Here is a 24,314-nt window from a genome sequence, read left to right as displayed (position 1 = left end):
GAGTTGCCAAAGACGTCACTGTAAAACGCAATTCCTTGTGGGAGCGAGCCTGCTCGCGATGCCGTAGTGTCAGTCGAACTTTCATTGTCTGATACACCGCCATCGCGAGCAGGCTCGCTCCCACAGAAGAGCTGTGCAAGGATGTCCGCTGCTGAAACGTTTTTTGCCAAGGATCGTTATGACCAGCCTCACCCCTCAAGACACGTTCGTTCCCGGACGCCTCGAACAGATGTCCACGCGCATCGCTTTCTTCATCGCCGGGCTCGGCATCGCCGCGTGGGCGCCGTTGGTGCCCTACGCCAAGGCGCGGGCCGGGCTCGATGAAGGCACCTTGGGATTGTTGTTGCTGTGCCTGGGCGTCGGTTCGATTCTGGCGATGCCGCTGGCGGGGATTCTGGCCACGCGGTTTGGCTGCCGCAAGGTGGCTACCGGCGGCACGTTGCTGATCTGTGCAGCATTGCCGTTGCTGGCGACGGTGTCGTCGATTCCGGCATTGATCGCCACGTTGTTCATGTTCGGCGCCGGACTGGGCACGGTGGATTCGACGGTGAACCTGCAAGCGGTGATCGTCGAGCGGGCCAGCGGCAAGAACATGATGTCCGGGTTCCACGGCCTGTTCAGCCTCGGCGGGATTGTCGGCGCGGCGGGCGTCAGTGCCCTGCTCGGTCTCGGGTTGTCGCCACTGGCGGCGATGCTGGTGGTGGTTGTAGTGCTGATCGCGGCGCTGTTCAAGGCCGTGCCGCACATGCTGCCTTACGGCAGTGAAAGCTCGGGGCCGGCGTTCGCGGTGCCCCACGGGATCGTGCTGTTCATCGGCGGCATGTGCTTCATCGTATTCCTCACCGAAGGGGCGGCGTTGGACTGGAGCGCGGTGTTCCTGGCGCAGGAACGCGGGATCGACACTGCCTATGCGGGGCTTGGTTACGCAGCATTTGCGTTGACCATGACGGCGGGTCGCTTTACCGGTGACCGGATCGTCCGCGCACTGGGCGCAACCCGGATCATTCTGTTTGGCGGTCTGCTGGCAGCGGCGGGATTGTTTCTGGCGACCTTTGCCCCGAGCTGGCAAGCCGCGCTGCTGGGTTATGCGCTGGTCGGCGCCGGGTGTTCGAACATCGTGCCGGTGCTGTACACGGCGGTGGGCAAGCAGACGGTGATGCCGGAAAGCATCGCCGTGCCGGCAATCACTACGCTGGGGTATGCGGGGATTCTGGCGGGGCCGGCGGTGATCGGCTTTGTCGCCCACGCCAGCAGCCTGAGTTTTGCCTTCGGGTTGATGGCGACGTTGCTGGTGGCGGTGGCGATTGGCGGCAAAGCGCTCAAAGTCTGAAAAACATCATCTGAACGCCCCCGAAGCGAACCCGCTCCCACAAGATACAAACGTTCCCTGTGGGAGCTGCGGTTCGACGATTCGACTTGCCCGCGATGAAGCCACCTCGGTCTATCAGAAACCGACGCTGGCCTGCACGAAGAACGTCCGCGGCGTACCCACGTAGATCCCCGAGTTGTTGTCGCTGGAGCGGGTGAAATACTGCTTGTCGAAGATGTTTTTCACCCCGGCGCCGAGCTTCAGGTTCGACAGCTGCGAACCAAAGTCATAGCCGCCGCGCACGTTCCAGGTCACGTAACCCGGAATGTCGCCGTACTGCCCGTCCGCCGTGCCTTCGGTGATGTAATTGCCATTAAAGCTGCCATCAGCATTCACGCCGGTGCCCGGCGAGCGCTGTTTGGACTGGGCGAAGCCGTCGATGTTGTAGGTCCAGCGGTTGATGTCGTAACGCAGGCCGACGGTGGCCACCTGACGCGAATAGAACGGCAGGTCGCGGCCCTTGAAGCCCGGGATCTCGCCTTCATAGGTCGCGCGGGTGTAAGTGAAACCGGCGTTGGCCGTCAGGCCATCAAGGCGCGGATCGAGCGCCGCCATGTCGTAGTGGACCGACGCTTCGATACCCTGGTGCTTGGTCGCGCCGAGGTTGGTCCAGCCCACGTCGTTGCTGATGTATTGCAGTTCGTCATCGAAGTCGATGTAGAACAGCGTCACTTCTCCGCCCCACACGTCATCGTTGTAGCGCGTGCCGATTTCGTAGGTCTTGGCTTTCTCCGGCTCCAGACCATTGGCGGTCTGGTCACCCGAGCCGCCCTGACCGAGCTGGAAGTACTGAAGGCTGCCGAACGACGTCTCGTAGTTGGCGAACAGCTTCCACGCATCGGACAGGTGATACATCACGCTCAGGGCCGGCAGCGGCTCGTTGCTTTCGATGCTGCGGTTTTTCTCCGGGACGCGTTTGCCGGCGGTGTCGAGCACGGCGCGATCATGCCAGTCAGTGCTGATGTGCTCGAAGCGAATGCCCGGGGTCACGGTCCAGTTGCCGACATCGATCTTGTTGTCGATGTAAACCGAGTTGGCCTCGGTGCCGCCGGTGCGGTCCTGGAACACATGACCGTCGGAGGTCTTGGTGACCACCGGCACATTGTTGACCAGCGCCAGACGGCTCGATTGCTCGTGCATCGCCTCTTTCAGATAACGGTAACCGACGCTGACTTCCTGGGTGGTCGGGCCGACGTCGAACACACGCGAAACGCGCGGTTCGATGCCCAGCGTGTAATAGGAACGCGGAAACGAGCTGAGGGTTTTCTGATCGCGGGCGGCGATGGTGCTGCCGCGAAAACTGTCGGAATAGTAGGTCAGCACTTCCGCCTGGGTGCGCTCGTCGATCTGCCGGATCCACTTGAACGACACGTCCTTGCGGCGGCCGCTGAAGCCGTCGTAGTCGCGGTCGGACTGGAACGGTTTGTCGTCGTACTGCTTTTGCGTCAGGCCACCGGGCATGTCGGCGCTGGCGTCGTAGTAGTGGAAGTTGAGGCTGAAATCGTCCTGATCGGTCGGCGCCCAGTGGGTCTTGAGGATCACGTCGTCGATGTCGTTGCCGTTGTTGCGCTCGCGGTAACCGTTGCCGTTGACGCCCGAGTACAACAGCGCCATGCCGATGCCGTTGTCGGCAGTGCCGCCGAGAAACGCGGTATCGATGTGTTTCCAGCCACCGTGCTGGGAGGTTTCCAGGGTGGTGCCGATTTCACCGGTGGTTTTTTCCGGGATCGCGCGGGTCACGAAGTTGATCACGCCGCCGACGTTCTGCGGCCCGTAACGCACGGAGCCGGCACCACGGACCACGTCGATGCTGTCGAGGTTGCCGGAAGAAATCGGCGCCATCGACAGTTGTGGCTGGCCGTACGGAGCAAACGCGGCCGGCACGCCGTCGATCAATACGGTGGAGCGTGGCGACAGACGCGACGTCAAACCCCGCACGCCGACGTTCAACGAAATATCGCTGCCGCCGGTGCCGTTGGCTTCCTGCACCTGTACGCCCGGTACGCGGCGCAGCACGTCGCCGACGTTCATCGCGCCCTGCTCGACCATCGCTTCACGGCGAATCACCGTGCGCGCGCCGGGGTGGTTCTGCACCACGGCGGCGTCGGCGTCGCCGAGCCAGTCGCCGACCACCTTGATGTCGGTCACGCCCAGTTCCAGCGGGCCGCTGGCAGCGGAAGTCGGGGCCGGTGACAAAGTCACCGAGCCTTCATTGATCTGATAATCCAGACCGCTGCCTTGCAGCAATTGGCGCAGGGCCTGCTCCGGAGAAAGATTGCCATCCACCGCCGGCGCCTGTTTGCCGGCGACCAGGTCCGGGCTGAAAAACACCTGCAACGACGTTTGCTGGCCCAGTTCGCTCAGGGCCTGACCCAGCGGCTGGGCGCGGATGTGGATGGCTTCGGCGGCGAAGGCCATCGGCACGGCGGCGTTGACCGCCAGCGCAAGTGCCAGCGGCAACCAAGGTGATTTTTTGTTTTTGGCGGTGGAGTTTTTCACGTCGAACGGAGTCCTGTGGATCGCAAGAGTGTGCGGCTGTTAATGCAAACCAGTTGCAGTTGAACAGGAAGACGACGAACTCGAAAAAAACCTGAATTTTATTTTGAAATTATTTCCTGGCTGCCGTCGGCAAGGGTGCGCACGGCCACCGGAAGGATGTTCGGCAAGGCCTTGAGCAAGGCATCGGTGTTGTCGGATTTGAACACGCTGGTCAGGCGCAAATTGGCCACGGCGGAGTTGGCGACTTTCAGCGGCTTGTCGCGATAACGCGACACTTCCTCGGCGACTTCGCTGAGGCTGGCGTTGTTGAACACCAGTTTGCCGCTGCGCCAGGCCGTCAGCTCCGCCGGGTTGACCGCATAAGCTGGCGCCACTTTGCCCTGGGCATCGATCCGCGTGCCGAGGCCGGCGGTGAGGCTGATGAAATCGGCATCGGCCGCATCACGGCCCTGTACCCTGACCGTGCCCTGCTCAACGGCGACCCGGGTCTGAGTTACGTCGCGGCGCACATCGAAGCGGGTGCCAGTGACCGTGACCTTGCCGCTGCCCGCCTCGACCACGAACGGACGGGACGCGTCGTGCTCGACGCTGAACATCGCTTCGCCTTCGGTCAGCTCGATGAGCCGCCGATCCTTTTCGAAACGCACCTGCAAGCGGCTGCGGCTGTTGAGGTCGATCACCGAGCCGTCCGGCAACGCCACATGCTTGCGCTCGCCGAGCGCGGTGGCGAATTCGGCGCTGTAACCCGTTGGGTGATTCAAGCCGCTGAACAGGCCGAGCCCGAGCGCCACCGCGACCACGCTGGCCGCCACGGCATAACGCAACAACGGTCGGCGCTCGCGCCGCGCCGGCGGGGTTTCGCACAGGGCCTTGAGCCGTGGCGCCGGCAGCAGATCCGCCGCCGTCCACAAGCCTTGCAGCAACTGGAATTCGTCACGGTGCTGGGGATGTTCGTTCAGCCAGGCGTCGAAGCGCTGCTGTTCGTCGACGCTGACGGCCGGCTCCTGCAAACGCACAAACCAGCGTGCCGCGTCATCGCGCACCGTTGTTTGCCCGCACGCGCAATCACGAGTATCCATCATGGAATGTCCTGTTTGGCTGGGGATGAAAAGGCGCCACGGCTCATGATTGCGCCCCGTCCAGGCGATCACGCAGATGCCGCAGGGTGCGGATCATATACTTTTCCACCATGTTCTTGGACAGGCCCAGGCGTTCGGCGATTTCCGCCTGGGTCAGGCCTTCGATCTTCTGCCAGACGAAGATTCGTCGGCAATTGACCGGCAGCTCCGTGAGCGCGCGTTCGATGGAATCGGCCAGCTGGATCGCATGCATGTAATGCTCCGGGTCGCCGGTCGGCGCCTCACTGAGATCGATCGCCTCCGACTCCATGGCGCCCCGCCGGTCCTCACGCCGATAGCCGTCCACCGCGATGTTGCGCGCGGTCTGGTGCAGATACGCCCGGGGTTGCTGCACCGCCGACGAATCGGATTCGAGCACCCGCACAAAGGTGTCGTGCGCCAGATCCTCGGCCTGCGAGCGATTGCGCAGGCGACGGGTCCAGGTGCCGATCAACTCTTCGTAATGCTCGAGAAAGCCGGGTCTGCGGGGCAGCATGGGGGTCATTGCGGCGTGCTGAGGAAAGGGGAGCGAATGGTAATACTTCCCATTAAGACGAAGCAATGGATTCCTCGGGAATGCCGACGAAGCTGTTTTCCTCTATCCCTTCGGCGCTCTAATTCGCGGCAGTCCCTGCCTTGCGTGGGCAGAACCACCCGCGTACCAAGCCCCCTGGTATTCACCGTCCATGGTTCTAATGAAAAGCACCGCGATAGTCGCGGTGCAGTTTCCATCCCGCCAGGCTGCCAAGCCACTCTGGCTGAACAGCCCTTAATGCATGGCGGCTCAGCCTTTTTCGTCAATACCCGCTTGAAGTGACTGACTGTCGAAATGACCGCTGACGGTCACCGGACCAACTTTCAGATTGCCGTTTTCAAGGGACACCTTCGGTGCGTTTTCTTCGGTTTTGTGTGGCAGCTCCAGGCCGGCTTTAACGCCGTAGTCGCGGTTGCTCAGGTCGCTGCTGCTGACCTTTGAACCGCCCAGATCGACTTTGCCTTCGGTGGCGGAAATCCGCGCGCCGGTTAGCTGGGTAGTGCCGCCGACAGTGAGATTCACACCCTGACCAGCGCTAATGCCGGAAGCCTGTTTCACGCTGTCCTTGTGCGCGTATTCGCCTCCGGCTTTCAGCGTTGGCTTGTAGTCGGTGCCCGGCAGTTTGCCCTTGTCGTCGGCCGGGGTCTTCTTGGCGGTCAGGCCCAGATCCACGTCAACCTTGGCGTGAGTGCTGGAGTCCTGACGGCTTTCGACCGACAGATCACCGGCCACGTTGCCGCTGACATTGCGCGCATCAATCCGCGCACCGCTCAGGCTCGCATCACCGGCGCTGTTCAACACCACCGTGTCAGCCTTGATCTGACTGTTCTGCCGGGTGGTGCCTTGCAGGTAGTCCACGCCGACCTTGGCCCCGGCATTGAAGCCGTGGTCGCTGCTGACTTTTTCATCGGCGGCGGTCGGTGTGCTTTTGCTCAGATTGCCGCCGGCATTCAACGCCACATTCCAGTTGTTGCGGTTGTCGGTGGACTGCGCGGACTCCTGAGCGAAACCGCCCTTTTGCGCGTTGATGCCTACGTTTGGCGCGCTGACCTGAGTGCCTTGCAGGCGCACCGAATCGCCGCTCAATGCGATGCCGTTCTGGCTGTTGAGCTGGCCACCGCTGAGGGTCTGCGTGTTCTCGTTGACCCGACCGATGTTGAAGTTGCCGCTGAGGTTGCCGCCCTGATCGCGGCTCTTCTCGCTGCTGGTCTTGCTGCCGCCCGCCTTCAGGCCGCCGCCGAGATTGCTGCCGGTGGCGACGTGCGAGTCGGTGGCCGCTTGCAGGTCGAGCTTGCCGTCAGCTTTGAGGTCGATAGCACCAGCGCTGTCGATCTTCGTGCCCAGCTGCACCTGATTGCCGCCGCTGCTCAATTGCACCGGGCCGTTGCCGCTGAGGCTGGCGACGTGCGCCTGGCTGTCGGCGGTCTGGTTGCCTTTGTGATCGAGCTGGAACCCGGCGCCGAGATCGACATTGGTGCCGTCGGTGCCCGGCAAGGTGCCGACGGTCAGCGAGCCGTTGCCGCGCAGGCTGGAGCTGTCGCTGCTCTGGCGGTCGTTGGCCTGATTGAGTGCCAGGTCCCCGCCGGTCTTGACGCTGACACCGCCCTGCCCGCCGTCGAAACGGCTGCCTTCGAACCGGGCATCGCCGCCGACATGGATGTTCACACCCTGATTGCCAGCGTAATTGCCAACCACCGCCGTGGAACTGTCCTTGCTCGACTGGCTGCTAGCACCCGCGCCGCTGCCGGCCACGTTCACGTCTTCGCCGGTCTTGGTGTAGACGCGCACATCGACCTTGGCATCCACCGACTTTTCGGTATTGCTGTGGGTGTTGTTCGCGGCATCGGCCACCAGTTTGTCGGCGCTGATGTTCACTTGGCCGGCGCTGGCGTTGTACTGGGTGCCCTGATCGTGCAGCGTGCCGCCGACCTTCACGTCCACGGTCTGGCCGTCGAACCGACTGACCACGGCATTGCTGCCCTGTTCGGTTTTATCGGCGCTGGCATGACCGATTGCCACGTCGATACCGACGTTCGGCTGACCGAGATTGGCCAGTGCGTCCTTGTCCGGCACTTTGCCGTCGAGCACATCTTTCACCGCGCCGGCAATCGGCCGGGCGATGTCTTTGTACTCGACGTTGGCGCCGATGTCCGCCGACCAGTTGCTCTCGCTGTGGGTGCTGCTTTCGGTGTGGCTGGCGGCACGGTTGTCGACTTCGTTGGCGGTGACGTTCAGACCGTTGCCGGACTTCAGTTGCGCGCCCTCGGTGGCGAGTTTGTCAGCGTTGATGTTCAGGCTGCCGCTGCTCTGCACGCCGGTGGTTTGCGCGGTGGTTTTGCCGGTGGTGTCTTGCGAGGTGCTGTGCGAGAAATCCACGCCGCTGCCGGCGCGGTCGAGGCCGCCGGTGTAGTAGAAACCGCCGCCGGTGCTGCGGGTTTCGGTCGAGGTGCTGTGGCTGTCCTGCTCGGCCAGCAGCGAGACGTTCTTGCCGCTCAGGCTGGTGTCGCCGGCGGTGGATTTCACCTCGGCGCCCTTCAGCGTCAGATCGCCGCCCGCGTTCACTTGCACGCTGCCGCCGCTGAGGCTGGAGCCCTGCTGGGTGACGTCGTTGGTGGTGACGGTTTGCGCCTTGTCTTCGTAATGCACGCCGGCGCGATACTGCTCCGCCGTCTGCTCCTTGGCATAAGCGTCGAAGCCACGGGTTTGTGTGCTGTTGCTGGTGTCGTGGGTGTTCTGCGTCGAATGCACATTCACATCACTCGCCGCATCCGCCGTCAGCGAACCACCGGCCTTGACCGTGGAACCGGCGACTTCGATGTCCTTGGCGCTTTTGAGCTTGAGGTTGCTGTCGGAAGCGAGCTCGCTGCGCACCGTGGTGCTGTCCTTGCTGTTCTGCCGGGACTCGTCCTTGGTGATGCCGAAGAACTTGCTGTCCTTGTCGTGGTTGTTGCTGTGCGAGGTGTCCTGCACACCGTCGATGGTCAGCGAACCGTTGTCGCTGATCACGCTGGCGTCCTTGGCGCCACGCACCTGGCTGGCGCTGATGCGCACGTCGTCAGCCTTGACCACCAGTTTGCCGGCCGCGTTGATCTTGCTGCCCTGATGCTGGGTCTGACCCTTGTCGGCGTCGCCGGTCTTGCCGAAGAAACCGCCGCCGACCAGATCACCGGAATAGCGGTTATCGCTGCTGCGGTTGGTGCGGGTCGCGGTGGTGATTTCCACTTGTTTGCCGGCCAGTCGCAGATCGCCGGCGCTGTTCAGCTCGGCGCCTTCGGCGCGCAACAGTGCAGCGGTTTGCAGGGCGATGTTGCCGGCCTTCAACTGGCTGGTGACGCTGCGCTGTTCTTCGCTGCTGCTGTCCCAATCGGCTTTCCACAGGTGTTTGCGGTGCTTGCCCTGATCGGTCCGGGTGTGGCTTTCAGTGGCGGCGGTCAGGCGCAGGTCGCCACCGCTTTGCACGCTGAGGTTGTTCTTCGCGTCGACCTTGGCGGCTTTCAGCTCGGTGTCTTTGCCGGACGACAGCTGCGCGTCGCGGCTGGCGATGATCTGGCTGCCGTGCTGGCGCGAATCGCTGTCGGTCTTGGTCCGCTCGTAGGTTTCCCACGTGATGCCGATGGTGCTGTTGTTCCAGTTCTCGCGCTGCTCCTGGAGCTTGCGGCTTTCGACGGTGGTCAGGGTCAGGTTGCGTTTGGCCTCGACCTTCACGTCGCGACCACTGACATCGGTGGCGGCCAGCGTCAGGTCCTTGCCGCTGTGCAGGCCGACGTCGCCCTGGCTGCTGCGGATACCGGCTCGGGTCAGGTCGAGGCTGTCCGGGATCGCCTGACCGCTGACGTTCAGGTCGCCCGCCGAACGAATCTGCACACCGTCACGCCCGGCGACTTGCACTGCGCCGAGCTTCACGCCCGCGCCTTCAGCGGTGCTGACGATGTTGATGCGCCCGGCCTGCATCGCGCCGAACAGGCTGGCGTCGATCCGCTGATCGGTGGTGTTGCCCGCCGGGTCCACAGCTTTCACCTGACCGCTGGCGTAGTCGATCTGATTGCGTCCGACGGTGAGGTTCAGTTGATCGCGTGCAGTGATCGCGCCCTGGCTGTCGATGCGCGGGGCGATCAGGTTGATCGAACCTTCGCCGTTGCGCAGGCCGCCGCCCTGGATCTGCAACTGACCGGTGGCGTCACGGGTGCTCAGGGCTTGCAGCTTGCCGTCGTTCAGCTCGGGACGGCCGACCAGCAGATTGGCGTTCGGCGTGTTGATGAAGCTGCCGCCATTCACCGAAATGCCGTTCGGGTTGGCGAGCACGTAGTCGGCGGCGCGACCGAAGATTTCCTGGGCGCCGTTGATGGCCGACGGGTTGCGGCTGATCACTTCGTTGAGGATCACGCTCGCGGCCTGGCCCTGCAATTGCGGGTTGGACGCCAGTTGCCCGGCAAGCTGCGATTGCCCGGCCTGCAAGGCGTTGTTCAACACCAGGCCCTGTCGGTCGACGTTGTAGTCGAGGAACTGGTTATGCGACAGGCCCTGTCCGTTGGGCGCGACGATGTTGACGATCGGGACGCCGCCCTGGGTCTGCAATTGCGCGGTGCCGCCGGGGCCGGGCGCGACCACCACACCGCCGGCCATGGCGCCCGGCAGGTGAGCGACCAGAAACAGGCTGGCAATCGCCCAGCGCAATTTGCCCCGTGGGGAAAGATGAAACGCAAAGGTGTTCATTGGCATAAAAAACTCTCCATGTAGTGCGGCATCACGTTGCGCGTTGAGTTGAAGGCCACGGCTGTCGCGCTCAGGTCCGATGGCTGTTGTTCACTGACGTTCATAACTGCAATCCGACCCGCATCAGCCAGGTTTCAGGCTCGCGGTGCAGGCCGGTCGGGGTGTTCAGGCTGCGTTGGTAATCGACATCCACTTGCAGGTTTTTCCAGCCCAGGTTGAGGCCGATGCTGGCGCCGCTCAGACGTTGAACCGGAGCACCGTGATCGGCCTTGATCCAGCCGTGGTCGAGACCGACGCGCGGGGTGAGCAGCATCGGCAGATCGCTGCGCAACGGCAGGCGCAAGGTGTTGCGCCAGATCGCGCCGCTGGCGCCGGACGCGCTGCTGACCCGGTAACCGCGCACGGCGGAATCATCGGTGCCGAGCAGTTGTTCGATGGCTGGCAGCGGATCCGGGCTGTACTGCAAATTGAGTTGGCTCTGCCATTGCCAGGCTTGCGCGCCGAGCTGGCCGTTGCGCCACTGGCTGAGGCCGGCGCGGTACTTGCGAAACTGCGCCTTGGGTAGGTTGTTGACCTGGCGATCGGCATCGTCGTCGGCGCCGAACCCGCTTAAACCCTGGGCGTAATTGACGTCGAGATTCCACACCGCGCGGTCGAGCCAGAACAGATTGAGCCCCGCTTCGGCCACAGTCAGAGTCGGGCTTTGAATACCGAGGCGGACGTTTTCCAGATAGCTGTCGACGTCCTTGTGCGCCAGTTGCAGGTTGGCGCTGAGCTGATGACTCTGGTCGCGCCACAACACCCGGTCAGCGCGCAGGCTGAGTTGATCGGTGATGCCAGTGCTGTGGAAGGTCAGCGTGCTGAGCTTGAACGGCGCGCGATATTCAGCGTGGCTGGCGAAGGTGCTGAACGTCCAGTAACCGTAGGGAATCGCGTAATAGAGGCTGGCGTTGCGGCTGTAGCGGTCGCCCTGATTGAGGGTGTCGCTGGCGCTGAGGCTCAGCAGATCGTTGAGTTCGAGCGGACTGTCGAGGGTCAGGCTCAGCGTGTCGCGATCACGACCGGTGCTGGCGCTGCCGAGGTTGTCCACGCCCAGGCCCAAGCTCCAGCGCGACTGCCCCGAGGTGCGCGAACGCAGGATGATTTTTGATGCGCCGGGCTTACTGCCGGGGGCGATGTCGGCGGTCAGATCGAGCGAGCGCAGGCGGTTCAACTGATCCAGCCCCTGCTCCAGATCCCGCAGGTTCAGCGGTTTGCCGAGCATGCCAGGGAACGCCCCGCCGAGTGACACCGGCAGGCTTTGATCCGCCAGTTCGATGGACTCGATGTAACCTTCGTCGATCAGGATATCCAGCGACTGCCCCGCTGCCGGCGCGCTGCTCAGGTACGGCCGACTGGCGATGTAGCCCTTCTCCACGTACAGCGCAGTGATGGTCGCCAGCAAATGGTTGATCTGGCCGACGCCCATGCACGGCGCCAGCAGCGGTTTGATCCGGGCGTTGAGTTTGTCTTTATCGATCAGCGTGACACCGCCGATGCGCGTGCCGCTCAAAGGCCAGCAGCGCGCGTCGGGTTTGATCGATTCAGGAATGGCCGGTGTGGCCGAGGTCGGGCCGAATGCGCCGCGCTCCAGTTGGCGCTTGCGCTGTTCGAGTTGCAGTTGTTGCAGATCACGCTGTTGCAGTTGTTGCTGGCGCAGCACTTCCTGGCCAGGGGCTGGCGCTTCGGCGGCGAGAACGCTGGGCGCACACACACTCAACAACAAGGCCGACAACAGCGGGCGCGGCAGGGAACGACTACGAGAAACAGCGCAAAGCGAATACGGCACTCAACATCCTTGCAATCAACTGGCGTAATGCCACCCCATCAATTGCGGTGATAGTCAGAGCCTTCCTACACAAATGCAAGACGCTTCCTACAGCGCTTACATTTCTTAAACAAATGGTCAGCTTCTTCTTTGAACAACCTTCATCTGACGACCGGCGATAAAAATCAATTGCCACAAAATATTACTCGCGTCATATTACGGTCGTAATAGCCATTCCGCTTCTTCAGGTATTACGCCATGACCAGCATGCCCACCGTAGAACCCGATCTCGCCGCTCCGGTCAGTGCTCCAAAACCTCCCCTGCTCAAACGCCTGCTGTTGCCCACTGCGGGTTTGGCCTCGCTGGTGTTCGCCGGCCTGTATGCCGTGCATTGGTGGGGCACGGGGCGATTTCTCGAGGAAACCGACGATGCCTACATCGGCGGCGACGTGACGGTGATCGGACCGAAAGTCGCCGGTTACATCGAGGAAGTGCTGGTCAGCGACAACCAGAAGGTGAAGGCCGGCGACGTGCTGATCCGCCTCGATGCCCGCGACTACCGCGCCAATCTGGCCAAGGCTGAAGGCGCGGTCGCCGCCGAAGAGGCGCTGCTGGCTAACCTCGACGCCACCGAACAACTGCAGCAAGCGGTGATCGGTCAGGCCCGCGCCGGCATTGATGCCGCCAGCGCTGAAACCGCCCGTTCGCGGGACGACAACGCCCGCTACAAGCGCCTGGTGACCACCAATGCAGTCTCGGTGGAAAGCGCGCAACGGGCCGACGCCACCTTCAAGACCGCGCAAGCCTTGAGCGCCAAAGCCCAGGCCGAACTGCTGGCCGCGCAACGCCAGCTCACCGTGATCGAAACCCAGAAACAACAGGCCCGCGCCGCCCTCCAGCAAGCCCGGGCCGAGCGTGATCTGGCGCAACTCAACCTCGGCTACACCGAACTGCGCGCTCCGGTTGACGGCGTGATCGGCAATCGCCGCGCGCGGGTCGGCGCTTATGCGCAGGCCGGTTCGCAACAGTTGTCGGTGGTGCCGGCCAGCGGCCTGTGGGTCGATGCGAACTTCAAGGAAGACCAACTGGCGCGGATGAAACCCGGCCAGCGCGTGAGCATCCGCGCCGACGTATTGTCCGGCCAGGAATTCCACGGTCGCCTCGATAGCCTCGCCCCGGCCACCGGTTCGCAGTTCAGTGTGCTGCCGCCGGAAAACGCCACCGGCAACTTCACCAAAATCGTCCAGCGTGTACCCGTGCGGATCCTGCTCGACCCGGCGGACGGCGTGCTCGGCCACCTGCGTCCGGGCCTGTCGGTGACCGCTGAAGTCGACACCCGCGCCCAACCTGAAACCACGGCTGTGGCCAGCGCGCCATGAGCACCGCCCTCACCGCCGCCGCGCAGCCATTCAATGCCGCCGAGATGGCAACGGCGACCAAAGTGTTCGCCTTCGCCACGATGTGCATCGGCATGTTCATCGCGCTGCTGGACATCCAGATCGTCTCGGCCTCGCTGCGCGATATCGGCGGCGGGTTGTCCGCCGGCACCGATGAAACGGCGTGGGTGCAGACCAGTTACCTGATCGCCGAGATCATCGTGATTCCGCTGTCGGGCTGGCTGTCGCGAGTGTTCTCCACGCGCTGGCTGTTCTGCGCTTCGGCGGTCGGCTTCACCCTCGCCAGCCTGCTCTGCGGCATCGCCTGGAACATCCAGAGCATGATCGCCTTTCGCGCGCTGCAAGGGTTTCTCGGTGGGTCGATGATTCCGCTGGTGTTCACCACCGCGTTCTTTTTCTTCACCGGCAAACAGCGGGTCATCGCCGCTGCCACCATCGGCGCCGTGGCTTCGCTGGCGCCAACATTAGGCCCGGTGATCGGCGGTTGGATCACCGACATTTCCTCCTGGCACTGGCTGTTCTACATCAATCTGGTGCCGGGGATTTTCGTCGCCGTGGCGGTGCCGATGCTGGTGAAGATCGACCAGCCGGAACTGTCGCTGCTCAAGGGCGCGGACTATTTGAGCATGGTGTTTCTGGCGCTGTTTCTCGGCTGCCTGGAATACACCCTCGAGGAAGGCCCGCGCTGGAACTGGTTCAGCGACCAGACCATCCTGACCACCGCATGGATCAGTGGCCTCGCGGGGCTGGCCTTCATCGGCCGCACGCTGCACGTGGCCAATCCGATCGTCGACCTGCGCGCGCTCAAGGATCGCAACTTCGCCCTCGGCTGCTTCTTTTCGTTCGTCACCGGGATCGGCCTGTTCGCGACGATTTACCTGACGCCGCTGTTTCTCGGCCGGGTGCGTGGCTACGGCGCGCTGGATATTGGTCTGGCAGTTTTCTCCACCGGGGTGTTCCAGATCATGGCGATTCCGCTGTACGCCTTTCTCGCCAATCGCATCGATCTGCGCTGGATCATGATGGCGGGCCTGGCGTTGTTCGCCTTGTCGATGTGGGAATTCAGTCCGATCACCCACGATTGGGGCGCCGGAGAATTGCTGCTGCCACAAGCCCTGCGCGGAATCGCCCAGCAACTGGCGGTGCCGCCGGCAGTAACGTTGACGTTGGGTGGCCTGGCACCGGCGCGGCTCAAGCATGCGTCGGGCCTGTTCAACCTGATGCGCAATCTGGGCGGTGCAATCGGAATTGCGGCGTGCGCGACCATTCTCAACGACCGTACCAACCTGCACTTCACCCGGTTGGCGGAGCATCTGAACAGCAGCAACGAAGCGGTGAATCAGTGGCTGGCCCAGGTCGGCGGCAACTTTGCCGCGCTGGGTCAGAGCGGCGATGTCGGCCTCACCGCCAGCCTGCGTCAGCTGTGGCTGCTGACCTACCGTGAAGCGCAGACGCAAACCTACGGCGACACGTTCCTGATGATCATGGTGTGCTTCGGCATCGCCACGGCGATGGTGCCCTTGATGCGCAAGGTGCAACCACCGGCCGCGCCGAGTGCCGATGCACATTGATCGATCAGGCCTGTGGGGTTTTACGGAAGCCCACGGCCAGACGGTTCCAGCTGTTGATGGTGCTGATCGCGACCGTCAGGTCGACCATTTCCTGGGGCGAGAACTGCGCAGCGACCACTTCGTAGTCTTCGTCCGGGGCGTGGGTCAGGCTCAGCTGGGTCAGGGTTTCGGTCCACAACAGCGCGGCGCGTTCACGTTCAGTGAAAAACGGCGCTTCACGCCATGCGGTCACGGCGAACAACCGGCGCGGGGTTTCGCCGCCCTTGATCGCGTCGGCGGTGTGCATGTCGATGCAGAACGCACAGCCATTGATCTGCGAAGCGCGCAGCTTGACCAGTTCGATCAGGTTTTTTTCCAGCGGCAATTTCGAGACGGCGGTTTCCAGGGCGATCATCGCTTTCAGGGCATCTGGGGACGCGGTGTAGAAATCGATACGAGGTTTCATGGCGACTCTCCGGGGCAAGTGAATGTGGGGCTACGTTAGTCCCGGCGTCCGGACCGGCAAATAGCCAATCTCCCGGAAGATGGGTAGGCCACTGCGCGGGTGTCAGAAAAGAAAGTGTGAATGGGCAATTGCCAGCACTCGTTGCGCGCCACTAGAATGCGATCAATTCTTAATTGCACCCTAATCGCACTCTCGATTGCATCTCTGGCAACGGACGCCCGAAACGAGTACCTGCCCTCCATGTCGTCCCTCGATCAGCCGTTGAATCAGCAAGTCCAGACGCTCTACAGCGAACACCACGGGTGGCTGCAGGGCTGGCTGCAGCGCAAGTTGGGCAACCGCTGCGAGGCGGCCGATCTGGCGCACGATACCTTTTTGCGCCTGCTCACCCGGCAGGTGATCAAGCCGCTGGGCAACGAGCCCCGGGCACTGCTGACGCACATCGCCAAAGGTCTGATGATCGATCGCTGGCGGCGTCAGGACCTGGAGCGCGCGTACCTGGAAACCATCGCGCACCTGCCCGCCGCCGAAGTGCCGTCGCCGGAAACCCGCTACCTGATCCTCGAAACCCTGTGGCGCATCGAAGCGCTGCTGCGCGAACTGCCGGAGCAGACCCGCGAGACCTTCCTGCTGTCGCAGATCGAAGGCCTGACCTACGCGCAGATCGCCACGCGCCTGAGTGTTTCGCTGATCACCGTCAAACGCCACATGCGTGCCGCGTTCATTGCCTGCCTGAGTGTCGCCTGATGAATTCGTCGATGATCAATCCGCAGATTCTCGGCGAAGCCGCTGACTGGCTGGTGCAACTGCATTCCGGCACCGCCACCCCGTCCGACCACCAGGCCATCGCCCAATGGCGCAGCCGCAGCGCCGAGCACGCCATGGCCTGGCAACGGGCCGAAGCGCTGTTGGGGGATTTGCGCAGCGTGCCGCCCAACGTCGCGATCCAGACCTTGAAACGCGCGTCCCGCAAAGAAGGCCTGAGCCGCCGCCAGACCCTCACCCGCCTCGGCCTGCTGTTGATGGCCGGGCCGTTGGGCATCGCCTCGCAGCATGTGCCGTGGCAGCAATGGACCGCCGACCAGCGCACCGCTGTCGGCGAGCAGAAGAACCTGCAATTGCCGGACGGCACTCAACTGGTGCTCAACACCGACAGCGCCGTGGACATCGCTTTCAGCCCGGTGGAGCGTCGCGTTCTGCTGCTCAACGGCGAAGTGCTGATCAACACCGCCGCAGACACCAGCGCCCGTCCGTTCATTGTCGAAACCCCGCAAGGCGTGGCCCGCGCACTGGGCACACGATTCTGCGTGCGCACCGAGGGCCCACGCAGCCAGGTGTCGGTGCTCGAAGGCCAGGTTCAGATCACCCCGCAACTGCTCAAGCAGAGTGCGATTCTTCAGGCGGGCGAGCGCCAGCGCTTCAAGCTCAACAGCTTCGACAGCGCCGAAACCTTCGACACCGCCTCCCTGGCCTGGGACAAAGGCATGCTGCTGGCCAGCAACATGCGTCTGGACGAATTGCTCGGAGAGCTGAGCCGCTATCGCCGGGGCGTGCTGCGCTGTCATCCGGACGTCGCGGCGATGCGCGTGTCCGGGGCGTTTTCCCTGCGCGACACCGACGCCAGCCTGCGTTTGCTCAGCGATACCCTGCCACTGAACATCAACAGCCTGACCCGTTATTGGCTGTCGGTGGAACCGCGTGTCTGAGCCCTCGGAAAATATTTTCCGTATTCACTGATACCTTTTCGCGTCTCGTCCGGTGAGTGGATAGACCTTTCAATTCCACGCCCCCGACAGGAACACCGAATGACCGCAATGCCATCGCCCCGCCCCGCCACGTTTGCGCTCAAGGCCCTGAACCTGAGCCTGGCCCTGGCCTTCAGCGCACTGCTGCCGAGCGCCGCCCACGCCGCCGACAGCGTCAGTGAAAGCGCCAGCCGCAGCGTCAATATCGGCCCCGGCCTGCTCAGCCATGTGCTGGCGCAATTTGCGGTCAGCGTCGGCGTGCCGCTGTCGTTCGATCCGGCGCAACTGGGTAATCGCCAGAGCCCCGGCCTGCAAGGCAGTTACACCGCGCAGAGCGGTTTTGCGCGGTTGCTGGAAGGCAGCGGTTTCGAGCTGATCAGCACCGGCCACAACGGTTACACCGTGGCTCCGAAAGTCGCGGCGGAAGGCGCGCTGGAACTGGGCGCCACCAACGTCAGCGCCCTGCGCGACGACAGCAGTGATACCTACGGCGGCGAACAGGTCGCGCGCCGCGCGCAGATCGGCATGCTCGGCAACCAGGAGGTCAACGACCTGCCCTTCAGCGTCACCAGCTATACCGCCAAGACCATGGCCGACCAACAGGCCCAGACCGTTGGCGATGTGTTGCTCAACGATGCCTCGGTGCGCCAGTCCAACGGCTTCGGCAACTTCTCGCAGATGTTCATGATCCGCGGCCTGCCGCTGGCCTCCGATGACATTTCCTATAACGGCCTCTATGGCGTGCTGCCCCGGCAGATCATTGCCGTCGAAGCGCTGGACCGGGTCGAACTGTTCAAGGGCCCGAATGCATTCGTCAACGGCGTGACCCCGAGCGGCAGCGGCATCGGTGGCGGGATCAACCTGCAACCCAAACGCGCGATGGACACGCCGACCCGCAGTGTCACCCTCGATTACAGCGCCGACGGTCGGGTCGGCGGGCATCTGGATCTGGGCCAGCGTTTTGGCGAGGACAACCGCTTCGGCGCGCGGGTCAACCTGATGCAGCGCGAAGGCGACACCGCCGTCGATGACGAAGACCAGCGCTCGTCGCTGTTCAGCGTCGGCCTGGACTATCGCGGCGATCGCCTGCGGGTCTCGACCGATTTCGGCTATCAGAAGCAGGTGATCAACCAAGGGCGCTCAGTGATCTACGTCGATTCGAGCCTGACCAAAGCCCCCAAGGTGCCGCACGCCAACGCCAGCTACGCCCAGAGCTGGAGCTATTCGCAACTCGAAGACACCTTCGGCATGGCCCGCGCCGAATATGACCTGAACGACAATTGGACCGCCTACGTCTCCGGCGGCGCCAAGCACACCCGCGAGAACGGGGTTTACTCGTCGCTGACCGTCACCGACCTCAACGGCAGCGCCCGTGGCGGCATGCTCTATTCGCCCCACGACGAGGACAACCAGAGCGCCATGGCCGGGCTCAACGGCCGTTTCGACACCGGCCCCGTCACGCACCAGTTGAACCTCGGCTGGGCGGGCATCTGGGGCGAGCAGCGCTCGGCGTTCGAAACCATCGGCACCGCCGGGCGCTACAGCACCAACCTGTATAACGTCACCGACAAGCCGCGCCCGGCGCCCACCTCGTTCGCCAGCGACATCAGCGACCCGCGCATCACCGGCAAGAACATCCTGCGCAGCGAGGCGATTTCCGACACCCTCGGCTTTGTCGATGACCGCATCCTGCTGACCCTCGGCGTGCGCCGCCAAGCGCTGAAAGTCGATGGCTGGAGCACCGCCACCGGCGCCCGCACCTCCAGTTATGAAGAGTCGATCACCACCCCGGTCTACGGCCTGGTGATCAAGCCGTGGGAGCATGTGTCGTTCTATGCCAACCGCATCGAAGGCCTGGCCAAGGGCCCGACGCCGCCGACCACCGCGATCAACCGCGACGAAACCTTCGCCCCGGTGCGCAGCAAACAGATCGAGGCCGGCGTGCGCCTGGACATGGGCAGCTACGGCGCCAACCTCGGCGTCTATCGCATCGAGCAACCGTCGAGCTACACCCAGGACGGGATCTTCCGGGTCGACGGCCAGCAGACCAACAAAGGCGTGGAACTCAACGTCTACGGCGAACCGCTCGACGGCCTGCGCCTGCTCAGCGGCGCAACCGTGATGAAGACTGAACTGGAAGGCAGCAGCAACGGCGTGAATGACGGCAATCGCGCCGTCGGGGTGCCGCGCTTCCAGTTCAACCTCGGCGCCGACTGGGACATTCCGGGCCTCGAAGGCGCGGCCCTCAGCGCGCGGATGTTGCGCACCGGCGGCCAGTACCTGAACGCGGCGAATACTCAAAGCATTCCGGCGTGGAACCGTTTCGACCTGGGCACGCGCTATGCCTTCAAACTGGATGAAAAACAGATCACCCTGCGGGCCAATCTGGAGAACGTCGCCAACGAAGCTTACTGGGCCTCGGCCAACGGCGGTTACCTGACCCAGGGCACGCCGCGCACGCTGAAGGTGTCGGCCACCGTGGACTTCTGACCGCTCGTCATCCGGCCGGCACCAAGGGTTCGGCGCGTCTGACCAATATCAGGTAATCCCCTTTCCGGAGACAGACCATGATGACGCGCAAACTCACCTCGCTGTTGTTGATCGGCCTGCTGGCCACAGGCTCAGCCGCGACATTCGCCGCCAACGACGGCGCCGATGCCACGGGCACCAAATCCGGCTCGACCAATGGCTCGCCCATGCCACCGGACAATACGCCGGGCTCGCCGTCCGGCGGCAGCACTTCCGGCGGCGGCACCGGCACCAACGGCGGTGCCAGCGGTTCAGGCTCGGGAGCAGGAGGTGGCACTGGTTCGGCCGGTGGCGGCACGGGCGGCGCCGGCGGTGGCACTGGCGGATGAACGAACAAGAGCAGGCCGTGGTAAACGCCATGGCCTGTGTCTGAACCCTATCGTTTTTTGTCAGCGATCCGAACGTAGCAATTCGCCGAAACCGACGTCCATCGACAACACGGCCGCGCGATTGCGGCCGGCGTTTTTGGCCTGATACAGCGCCGCATCCGCTCGCTGGATGAACAGCTCAGGGCTGTCGTTGCCCAGCGGAATAAACGAGTAGCAGCCCAGGCTCACCGTCAGATAACCGGTGGGCGAACCGCTGTGGGTGATGTGCTTGTCCATGACGCTGCGGCGAATCTGCCCGGCAATCGCCAGCGCGCCGTTGATGTCGGTGTCCGGCAGCAACACCGCGAACTCTTCCCCGCCGTAACGCACCGCCAGATCGGATTTACGCTGGCAGCAGTTCTTCACCACCTGCGCGACCTGCGTCAGGCAATGGTCGCCGGCCACGTGGCCGTAGGCATCGTTGTAGCTTTTGAAGAAATCGATATCGAGCATGATCAGGCTCACCGGGCTCGACTGCCGCGCGCCCCGGGCAAACTCCACCTCCAGCGAGCGCTCGAACAGACGCCGGTTGGCCAGCCCGGTCAGGCTGTCGTGGGTGGCGATCTGCTCCAGGGTCCGCTGGGCCTTGCGCAGGTTTTTCTCGATCCGCTCGCCATCGCGCACCTGATGAATGAACACCCAGCCGAACAGCCCCACGCCGAGCATCACCAGCGCCACGATGACGCTGGACTGGAACGCCCGGTCATACCAACCCTGGAGGATCGTGTCCCGGGACGAAGACGCCGCGACCACCAACGGGTAGCTTTCCAGCTGCCGGTAACCATAAAGACGGGTGACACCGTCGACCACCGAATCGATCATCGCGGTGCCGGCGGCTGCATTGGGCAGCAACTTCTGGTAGATCTCGCCCTTGGCCAGCGAGGTGCCGATCAGGGCCTCGTCGAACGGCCGCCGGGCGAGCAAGGTGCCGTCGGTCAGGCCGAGGAACATGGTGCCGTTGTCGTCCAGGCTGAAGCTTTTGAAGAACCGGTCGAAGTAGGACATCTTGATCCCGGCCAGTAATACGCCCTGAAAATTGCCGGCGTGGTCGTTGACCCGTTTCGAGATCGGGATGATCCACTCGCCGTTCTCACGGCTGCGGATCGCCGGGCCGATGTGCGCCACGGCCGAGACGTTCTGCTGGTGAAACTTGAAGTACTCGCGATCCGCCACGCCATGGCCGCGCGGCAGATCCGCGAACGAGGTAATCACCCACTGCCCTTCGCGATCGAACAGGAACATGCCGTGCAACTGCTCCAGTTGCTGCACCCGCCGCGCGAGGGTTTTCTGCAAACGCGGCTTCTGCTCCGCGCCATAACCATCGTCCTGAACCCAGTCGACCAGGCTGGTCAGCACCAGATCCGCTGCCAGAAAAGTGTCTTCAGCCTGCTGCGCCATGGCCCGGGTCAGGTTGGCCGACGACACCTGTGCGTTGGCCAGATCCTGGCGCCGCGACTGTTCGATCTGCAAATACAACAGGCCGGACAGGCTCAGACACACAGCCACGATGAACAACACCGCCGCCTTGCGCAGGGGCAAACGCTTGAGGGTGCCGCCGGGGGCCTGGTGCGGATCGTGAATGGGGATAGGCAAAAGCGTGTCCTGGGCAGGTACGACAGGGGCAAAAGCCCGAAACCCTTGTTTTTGTGAGCGTAGCCCACCGGGTTGTGTGGGGCAACCAAGCGCCACCGAGACAATCCCGACCCTGTTGCTATCGGCGCGCAGCGTAATTGGATGACCTGCGACGCGAATTATTTTTGCCTGCCCGTTTTCCTCGCTTTTACCCCCGGCTCGCCAACCGCCGCATTGCACTGTGCAGATGCGCCCGCGCACTTTCCGGATCGCCCTCGCGCATCTGCTCGTAGGCCCGTTGCGCAACCGCGTGCGGCACCGGTTTCAACACCCGTTGCGTGGCCATCGCCAGCAGTTGCACCTGCGCGGCACGCTCCAGGTAATACAGATCGTCCCAGGCCTCGGCGATGGTCGGCGCGGCGACAATCACACCGTGGTTCTTCAAAAACAGAATGTCGGCCTCGCCCATCACCTCGGCAATCCGGTCGCCTTCACGCTCATCCAGCGCCAGCCCGTTGTAATGCTCGTCCACCGCCGTGCGCCCGTAGAACTTCAGCGCGGTCTGACTCAGCCACAACAGCGGCGGCCCCTCCAGCAGGCACAACGCTGTCGCGTTCGGCATGTGCGTATGGAACGCGACCTTCACCCGAGGCAGCCGCAGGTGCAGGCGCGCGTGAATATAGAAAGCAGTCGCTTCCGGCTGGCCCTCGCCGTCCACCACGTTGCCGGCGAAGTCGCAGATCAGCAGGTTGTGCGCGGTCACTTCGGAAAACGCATAGCCGTACGGATTGACCAGAAACAGGTCATCGTGGCCCGGCAACATCGCCGAAAAGTGATTGCAGATCCCCTCCTCCAGCCCGTGCAGCGCCGCCAGTTGAAAGCACGCCGCCAGCTCTTTGCGAGCGGTGATGATGGCTTCGCTGTCGAGGTTCAACGAGGCGTAACGCGCGGGTCGGGCGCTGCCGGTCAGGGTATGGGCCATGGCGAAACTCCTTTATGACCAGCCAAGGGACGAGAACAGCGGCAGCACTTCGTCCAGCGTGTTGAGGATCGCGTCGGGCCGATAGTCCGGCAGCAACTGACGACCGGTGCCGCGATCAATCCAGACGCAACGAAAATGCATATCGCGGGCCGCCGTGTGGTCAAGCATCGGGCTGGCGCAGATGTGCACCACCTGATCGCGGCTGACGCCCAATTGCTCATGAGCGTAGTCGAACAGCCGCGGCGCCGGTTTGTAGGCACCGGCCTGTTGCGCGGTGATTACCCGGTCGATGTGACCACCGAGTTGAGCGACGTTGCCGGCGATGATGTCGTCATCGGTGTTGGAGACGATGCACAGCTTGAAACCCTTGGCCTTGAGCTGCGCGAGGGTCTCGACGACTTCGGGAAACGGCGGCATCTGCGGGATCGCAGCGGCCAGGCGCTGGCTGTCTTCGCTGGCACTCGCCAGGCCCAGTTCTTCCAGAGCCAGTTGCAGGCCGAGAGTGCTCAGCTCGCGGAACGAGCGATGCGGCGGTGTCTGTTCCAGGCGATGTTCGTGGCGGTCATAAACCTCGATCAGGCGCCCGGCGTCGACCCGGTGTTCGCCCTTCTCGCTCAGGATCCGCTCGGCCACGGCGCGCAGGCCTTCGTCCCATTGAATCAAGGTGCCGTAGCAATCGAAGGTCAGCCATTGCGGGCGCGGTGTGTTGATCAAGGTCATGGGGAATTCCTCTGCAAGTGAGGGCTTCAGCTTATGAACTCGGGGTGATAGTGTGAAATTAAATAAATAGCCAACCGTCAGTTGCCAAACAAATATCGAGACCGCCGCCATGCTGGATCTGGAACTGCTGAAAACCTTCGTTTGCGTGGTCGATGAAGGCAGCTTCACCCGCGCCGCCGAACGCGTCCACCGTACCCAATCCACGGTCAGCCAACAGGTGCGCAAACTCGAAGACCTGGTCGGCCACGCCCTTTTGTTGCGCGACCGCACCGGGCTGAACGTCAGCGTCACCGAGCACGGCGAACTGCTGATCCACTACGCCCGTCGATTACTGGCCTTGTCGGCCGAGGCCAGCGAAGCCCTGGCCAGCGATCTGGATCTGGAAATCCTGCGCATCGGCATGCCGGAAGACTTCGACGCCCGACGCATGGCGCTGATCCTCGCCGGCTTCACTCGCAGCCACCCGCAAGCACGGCTGGAAACCGTCAGCGGCATGAGCCTCGACCTGCGCCAACGCCTCGACAGCGGCGAAATCGACATCGCCCTGATCAAACGCGAACCCGACAGCGGCCCCGCCTGGGCGACCTGGCCGGAACGACTGGTTTGGGTCAAGGGTGCTGAGTTCGATTCATCCAGTGGCGTGTTACCGCTGGCGCTGTTTCCCCAGGGCTGCCTGTACCGACAACGGGCGATCCGCCTGCTCGACGTGGCGCAACGCCCCTGGCGGGTGGCCTTCGGCAGCCACAGCCTGACCGGCATTCAAGCGGCGGTGGCCTCAGGGCTTGGGGTCTCGGTGCTGCCGGCGTCGGCGGTGTTGCCGGAGCATCGAGTGTGCACGGACTTGCCGCCGCTGCCGCCGACGGAGCTGGCGCTGGTCAGCCGCGAGGGGGTGTTGAGTGGATTGCAGCGGGGGCTGGTGGAGTTTTTGCGGGGGGAACTGGGG

Annotated in this window: 17 protein-coding genes; 8 read left to right on the top strand and 9 right to left on the bottom strand. The window is 63.4% G+C overall.

The window, feature by feature from the left end:
- The first annotated feature begins 178 nt into the window (after positions 1–178).
- On the top strand, positions 179–1,330 hold the full coding sequence (locus tag CAF76_RS20075; protein WP_085648183.1) for an MFS transporter: 1,152 nt from the start codon (positions 179–181) through the stop codon (positions 1,328–1,330).
- 114 nt (positions 1,331–1,444) lie between these two features.
- On the opposite strand, the gene CAF76_RS20070 is transcribed toward CAF76_RS20075, so the two are convergent.
- From CAF76_RS20070 to CAF76_RS20050, 5 genes are all read right to left on the bottom strand, one after another.
- Positions 1,445–3,868: a TonB-dependent receptor gene (locus CAF76_RS20070; protein ID WP_085648182.1), complete on the bottom strand. Its 2,424-nt coding sequence runs from the start codon at positions 3,866–3,868 to the stop codon at positions 1,445–1,447.
- 98 nt (positions 3,869–3,966) lie between these two features.
- A complete protein-coding gene (locus CAF76_RS20065; RefSeq protein WP_085648181.1) occupies positions 3,967–4,950 on the bottom strand; it encodes a FecR family protein in 984 nt (327 codons plus the stop codon).
- A 40-nt stretch (positions 4,951–4,990) separates the two neighbouring features.
- Positions 4,991–5,491, bottom strand: a complete 501-nt coding sequence (locus CAF76_RS20060; RefSeq protein WP_064598003.1) for a sigma-70 family RNA polymerase sigma factor — start codon at positions 5,489–5,491, stop codon at positions 4,991–4,993.
- Between the two features lie 279 nt (positions 5,492–5,770).
- A complete protein-coding gene (locus CAF76_RS20055; RefSeq protein ID WP_085648180.1) occupies positions 5,771–10,240 on the bottom strand; it encodes a hemagglutinin repeat-containing protein in 4,470 nt (1,489 codons plus the stop codon).
- Positions 10,241–10,334: 94 nt separating this feature from the next.
- On the bottom strand, positions 10,335–12,062 hold the full coding sequence (locus CAF76_RS20050; protein WP_085648179.1) for a ShlB/FhaC/HecB family hemolysin secretion/activation protein: 1,728 nt from the start codon (positions 12,060–12,062) through the stop codon (positions 10,335–10,337).
- A gap of 237 nt (positions 12,063–12,299) precedes the next feature.
- Here CAF76_RS20050 and CAF76_RS20045 point away from each other — a divergent pair, with 237 nt between their 5' ends.
- Positions 12,300–13,421: an HlyD family secretion protein gene (locus CAF76_RS20045; protein ID WP_085648178.1), complete on the top strand. Its 1,122-nt coding sequence runs from the start codon at positions 12,300–12,302 to the stop codon at positions 13,419–13,421.
- The gene (locus tag CAF76_RS20040; protein ID WP_085613167.1) at positions 13,418–15,010 is read left to right on the top strand and encodes a DHA2 family efflux MFS transporter permease subunit; all 1,593 of its coding nucleotides are present in this window, start codon (positions 13,418–13,420) and stop codon (positions 15,008–15,010) included. Before CAF76_RS20045 ends, CAF76_RS20040 begins: the two co-directional genes overlap by 4 nt.
- A gap of 4 nt (positions 15,011–15,014) precedes the next feature.
- Here CAF76_RS20040 and CAF76_RS20035 read toward each other — a convergent pair whose 3' ends face one another.
- Positions 15,015–15,455, bottom strand: coding sequence for a carboxymuconolactone decarboxylase family protein (locus CAF76_RS20035; RefSeq protein WP_064598013.1), 441 nt, complete (start codon positions 15,453–15,455; stop codon positions 15,015–15,017).
- Positions 15,456–15,695: 240 nt separating this feature from the next.
- On the opposite strand from CAF76_RS20035, the gene CAF76_RS20030 reads away from it, so the two are divergent.
- The 4 genes from CAF76_RS20030 to CAF76_RS20015 all read left to right on the top strand — a co-directional run bounded on the left by CAF76_RS20030 (position 15,696) and on the right by CAF76_RS20015 (position 20,058).
- On the top strand, positions 15,696–16,202 hold the full coding sequence (locus CAF76_RS20030; RefSeq protein ID WP_085648177.1) for a sigma-70 family RNA polymerase sigma factor: 507 nt from the start codon (positions 15,696–15,698) through the stop codon (positions 16,200–16,202).
- Complete coding sequence (locus tag CAF76_RS20025; RefSeq protein WP_085648176.1) at positions 16,202–17,161, top strand: FecR domain-containing protein; 960 nt, start codon at positions 16,202–16,204, stop codon at positions 17,159–17,161. The genes CAF76_RS20030 and CAF76_RS20025 overlap by 1 nt, the downstream gene beginning before the upstream one ends.
- Positions 17,162–17,260: 99 nt before the next feature.
- Positions 17,261–19,690 (top strand): TonB-dependent receptor, encoded by a 2,430-nt coding sequence (locus tag CAF76_RS20020; RefSeq protein WP_085648175.1) that lies wholly within the window; start codon positions 17,261–17,263, stop codon positions 19,688–19,690.
- Positions 19,691–19,767: 77 nt separating this feature from the next.
- Positions 19,768–20,058: a hypothetical protein gene (locus CAF76_RS20015; RefSeq protein ID WP_085648174.1), complete on the top strand. Its 291-nt coding sequence runs from the start codon at positions 19,768–19,770 to the stop codon at positions 20,056–20,058.
- 60 nt (positions 20,059–20,118) lie between these two features.
- Here CAF76_RS20015 and CAF76_RS20010 read toward each other — a convergent pair whose 3' ends face one another.
- From CAF76_RS20010 to CAF76_RS20000, 3 genes are all read right to left on the bottom strand, one after another.
- Entirely contained in the window at positions 20,119–21,690 is a 1,572-nt protein-coding gene (locus tag CAF76_RS20010; protein WP_074689194.1) for a GGDEF domain-containing protein, read from the bottom strand.
- A gap of 187 nt (positions 21,691–21,877) precedes the next feature.
- Positions 21,878–22,651: an aldolase gene (locus tag CAF76_RS20005; RefSeq protein ID WP_085648173.1), complete on the bottom strand. Its 774-nt coding sequence runs from the start codon at positions 22,649–22,651 to the stop codon at positions 21,878–21,880.
- A 12-nt stretch (positions 22,652–22,663) separates the two neighbouring features.
- Positions 22,664–23,371, bottom strand: a complete 708-nt coding sequence (locus CAF76_RS20000) for a haloacid dehalogenase type II (RefSeq protein ID WP_085648172.1) — start codon at positions 23,369–23,371, stop codon at positions 22,664–22,666.
- Positions 23,372–23,480: 109 nt separating this feature from the next.
- Here CAF76_RS20000 and CAF76_RS19995 point away from each other — a divergent pair.
- Positions 23,481–24,314 (top strand): LysR substrate-binding domain-containing protein (locus CAF76_RS19995; protein WP_085695480.1); only part of this gene is annotated, 834 nt, incomplete at its 3' end.

It is taken from the genome of Pseudomonas sp. B40(2017) (assembly GCF_002112855.1).
In the GTDB taxonomy this organism is placed as follows: domain Bacteria; phylum Pseudomonadota; class Gammaproteobacteria; order Pseudomonadales; family Pseudomonadaceae; genus Aquipseudomonas; species Aquipseudomonas pharyngis.
This window is presented reverse-complemented; position numbering and strand designations above follow the sequence as displayed.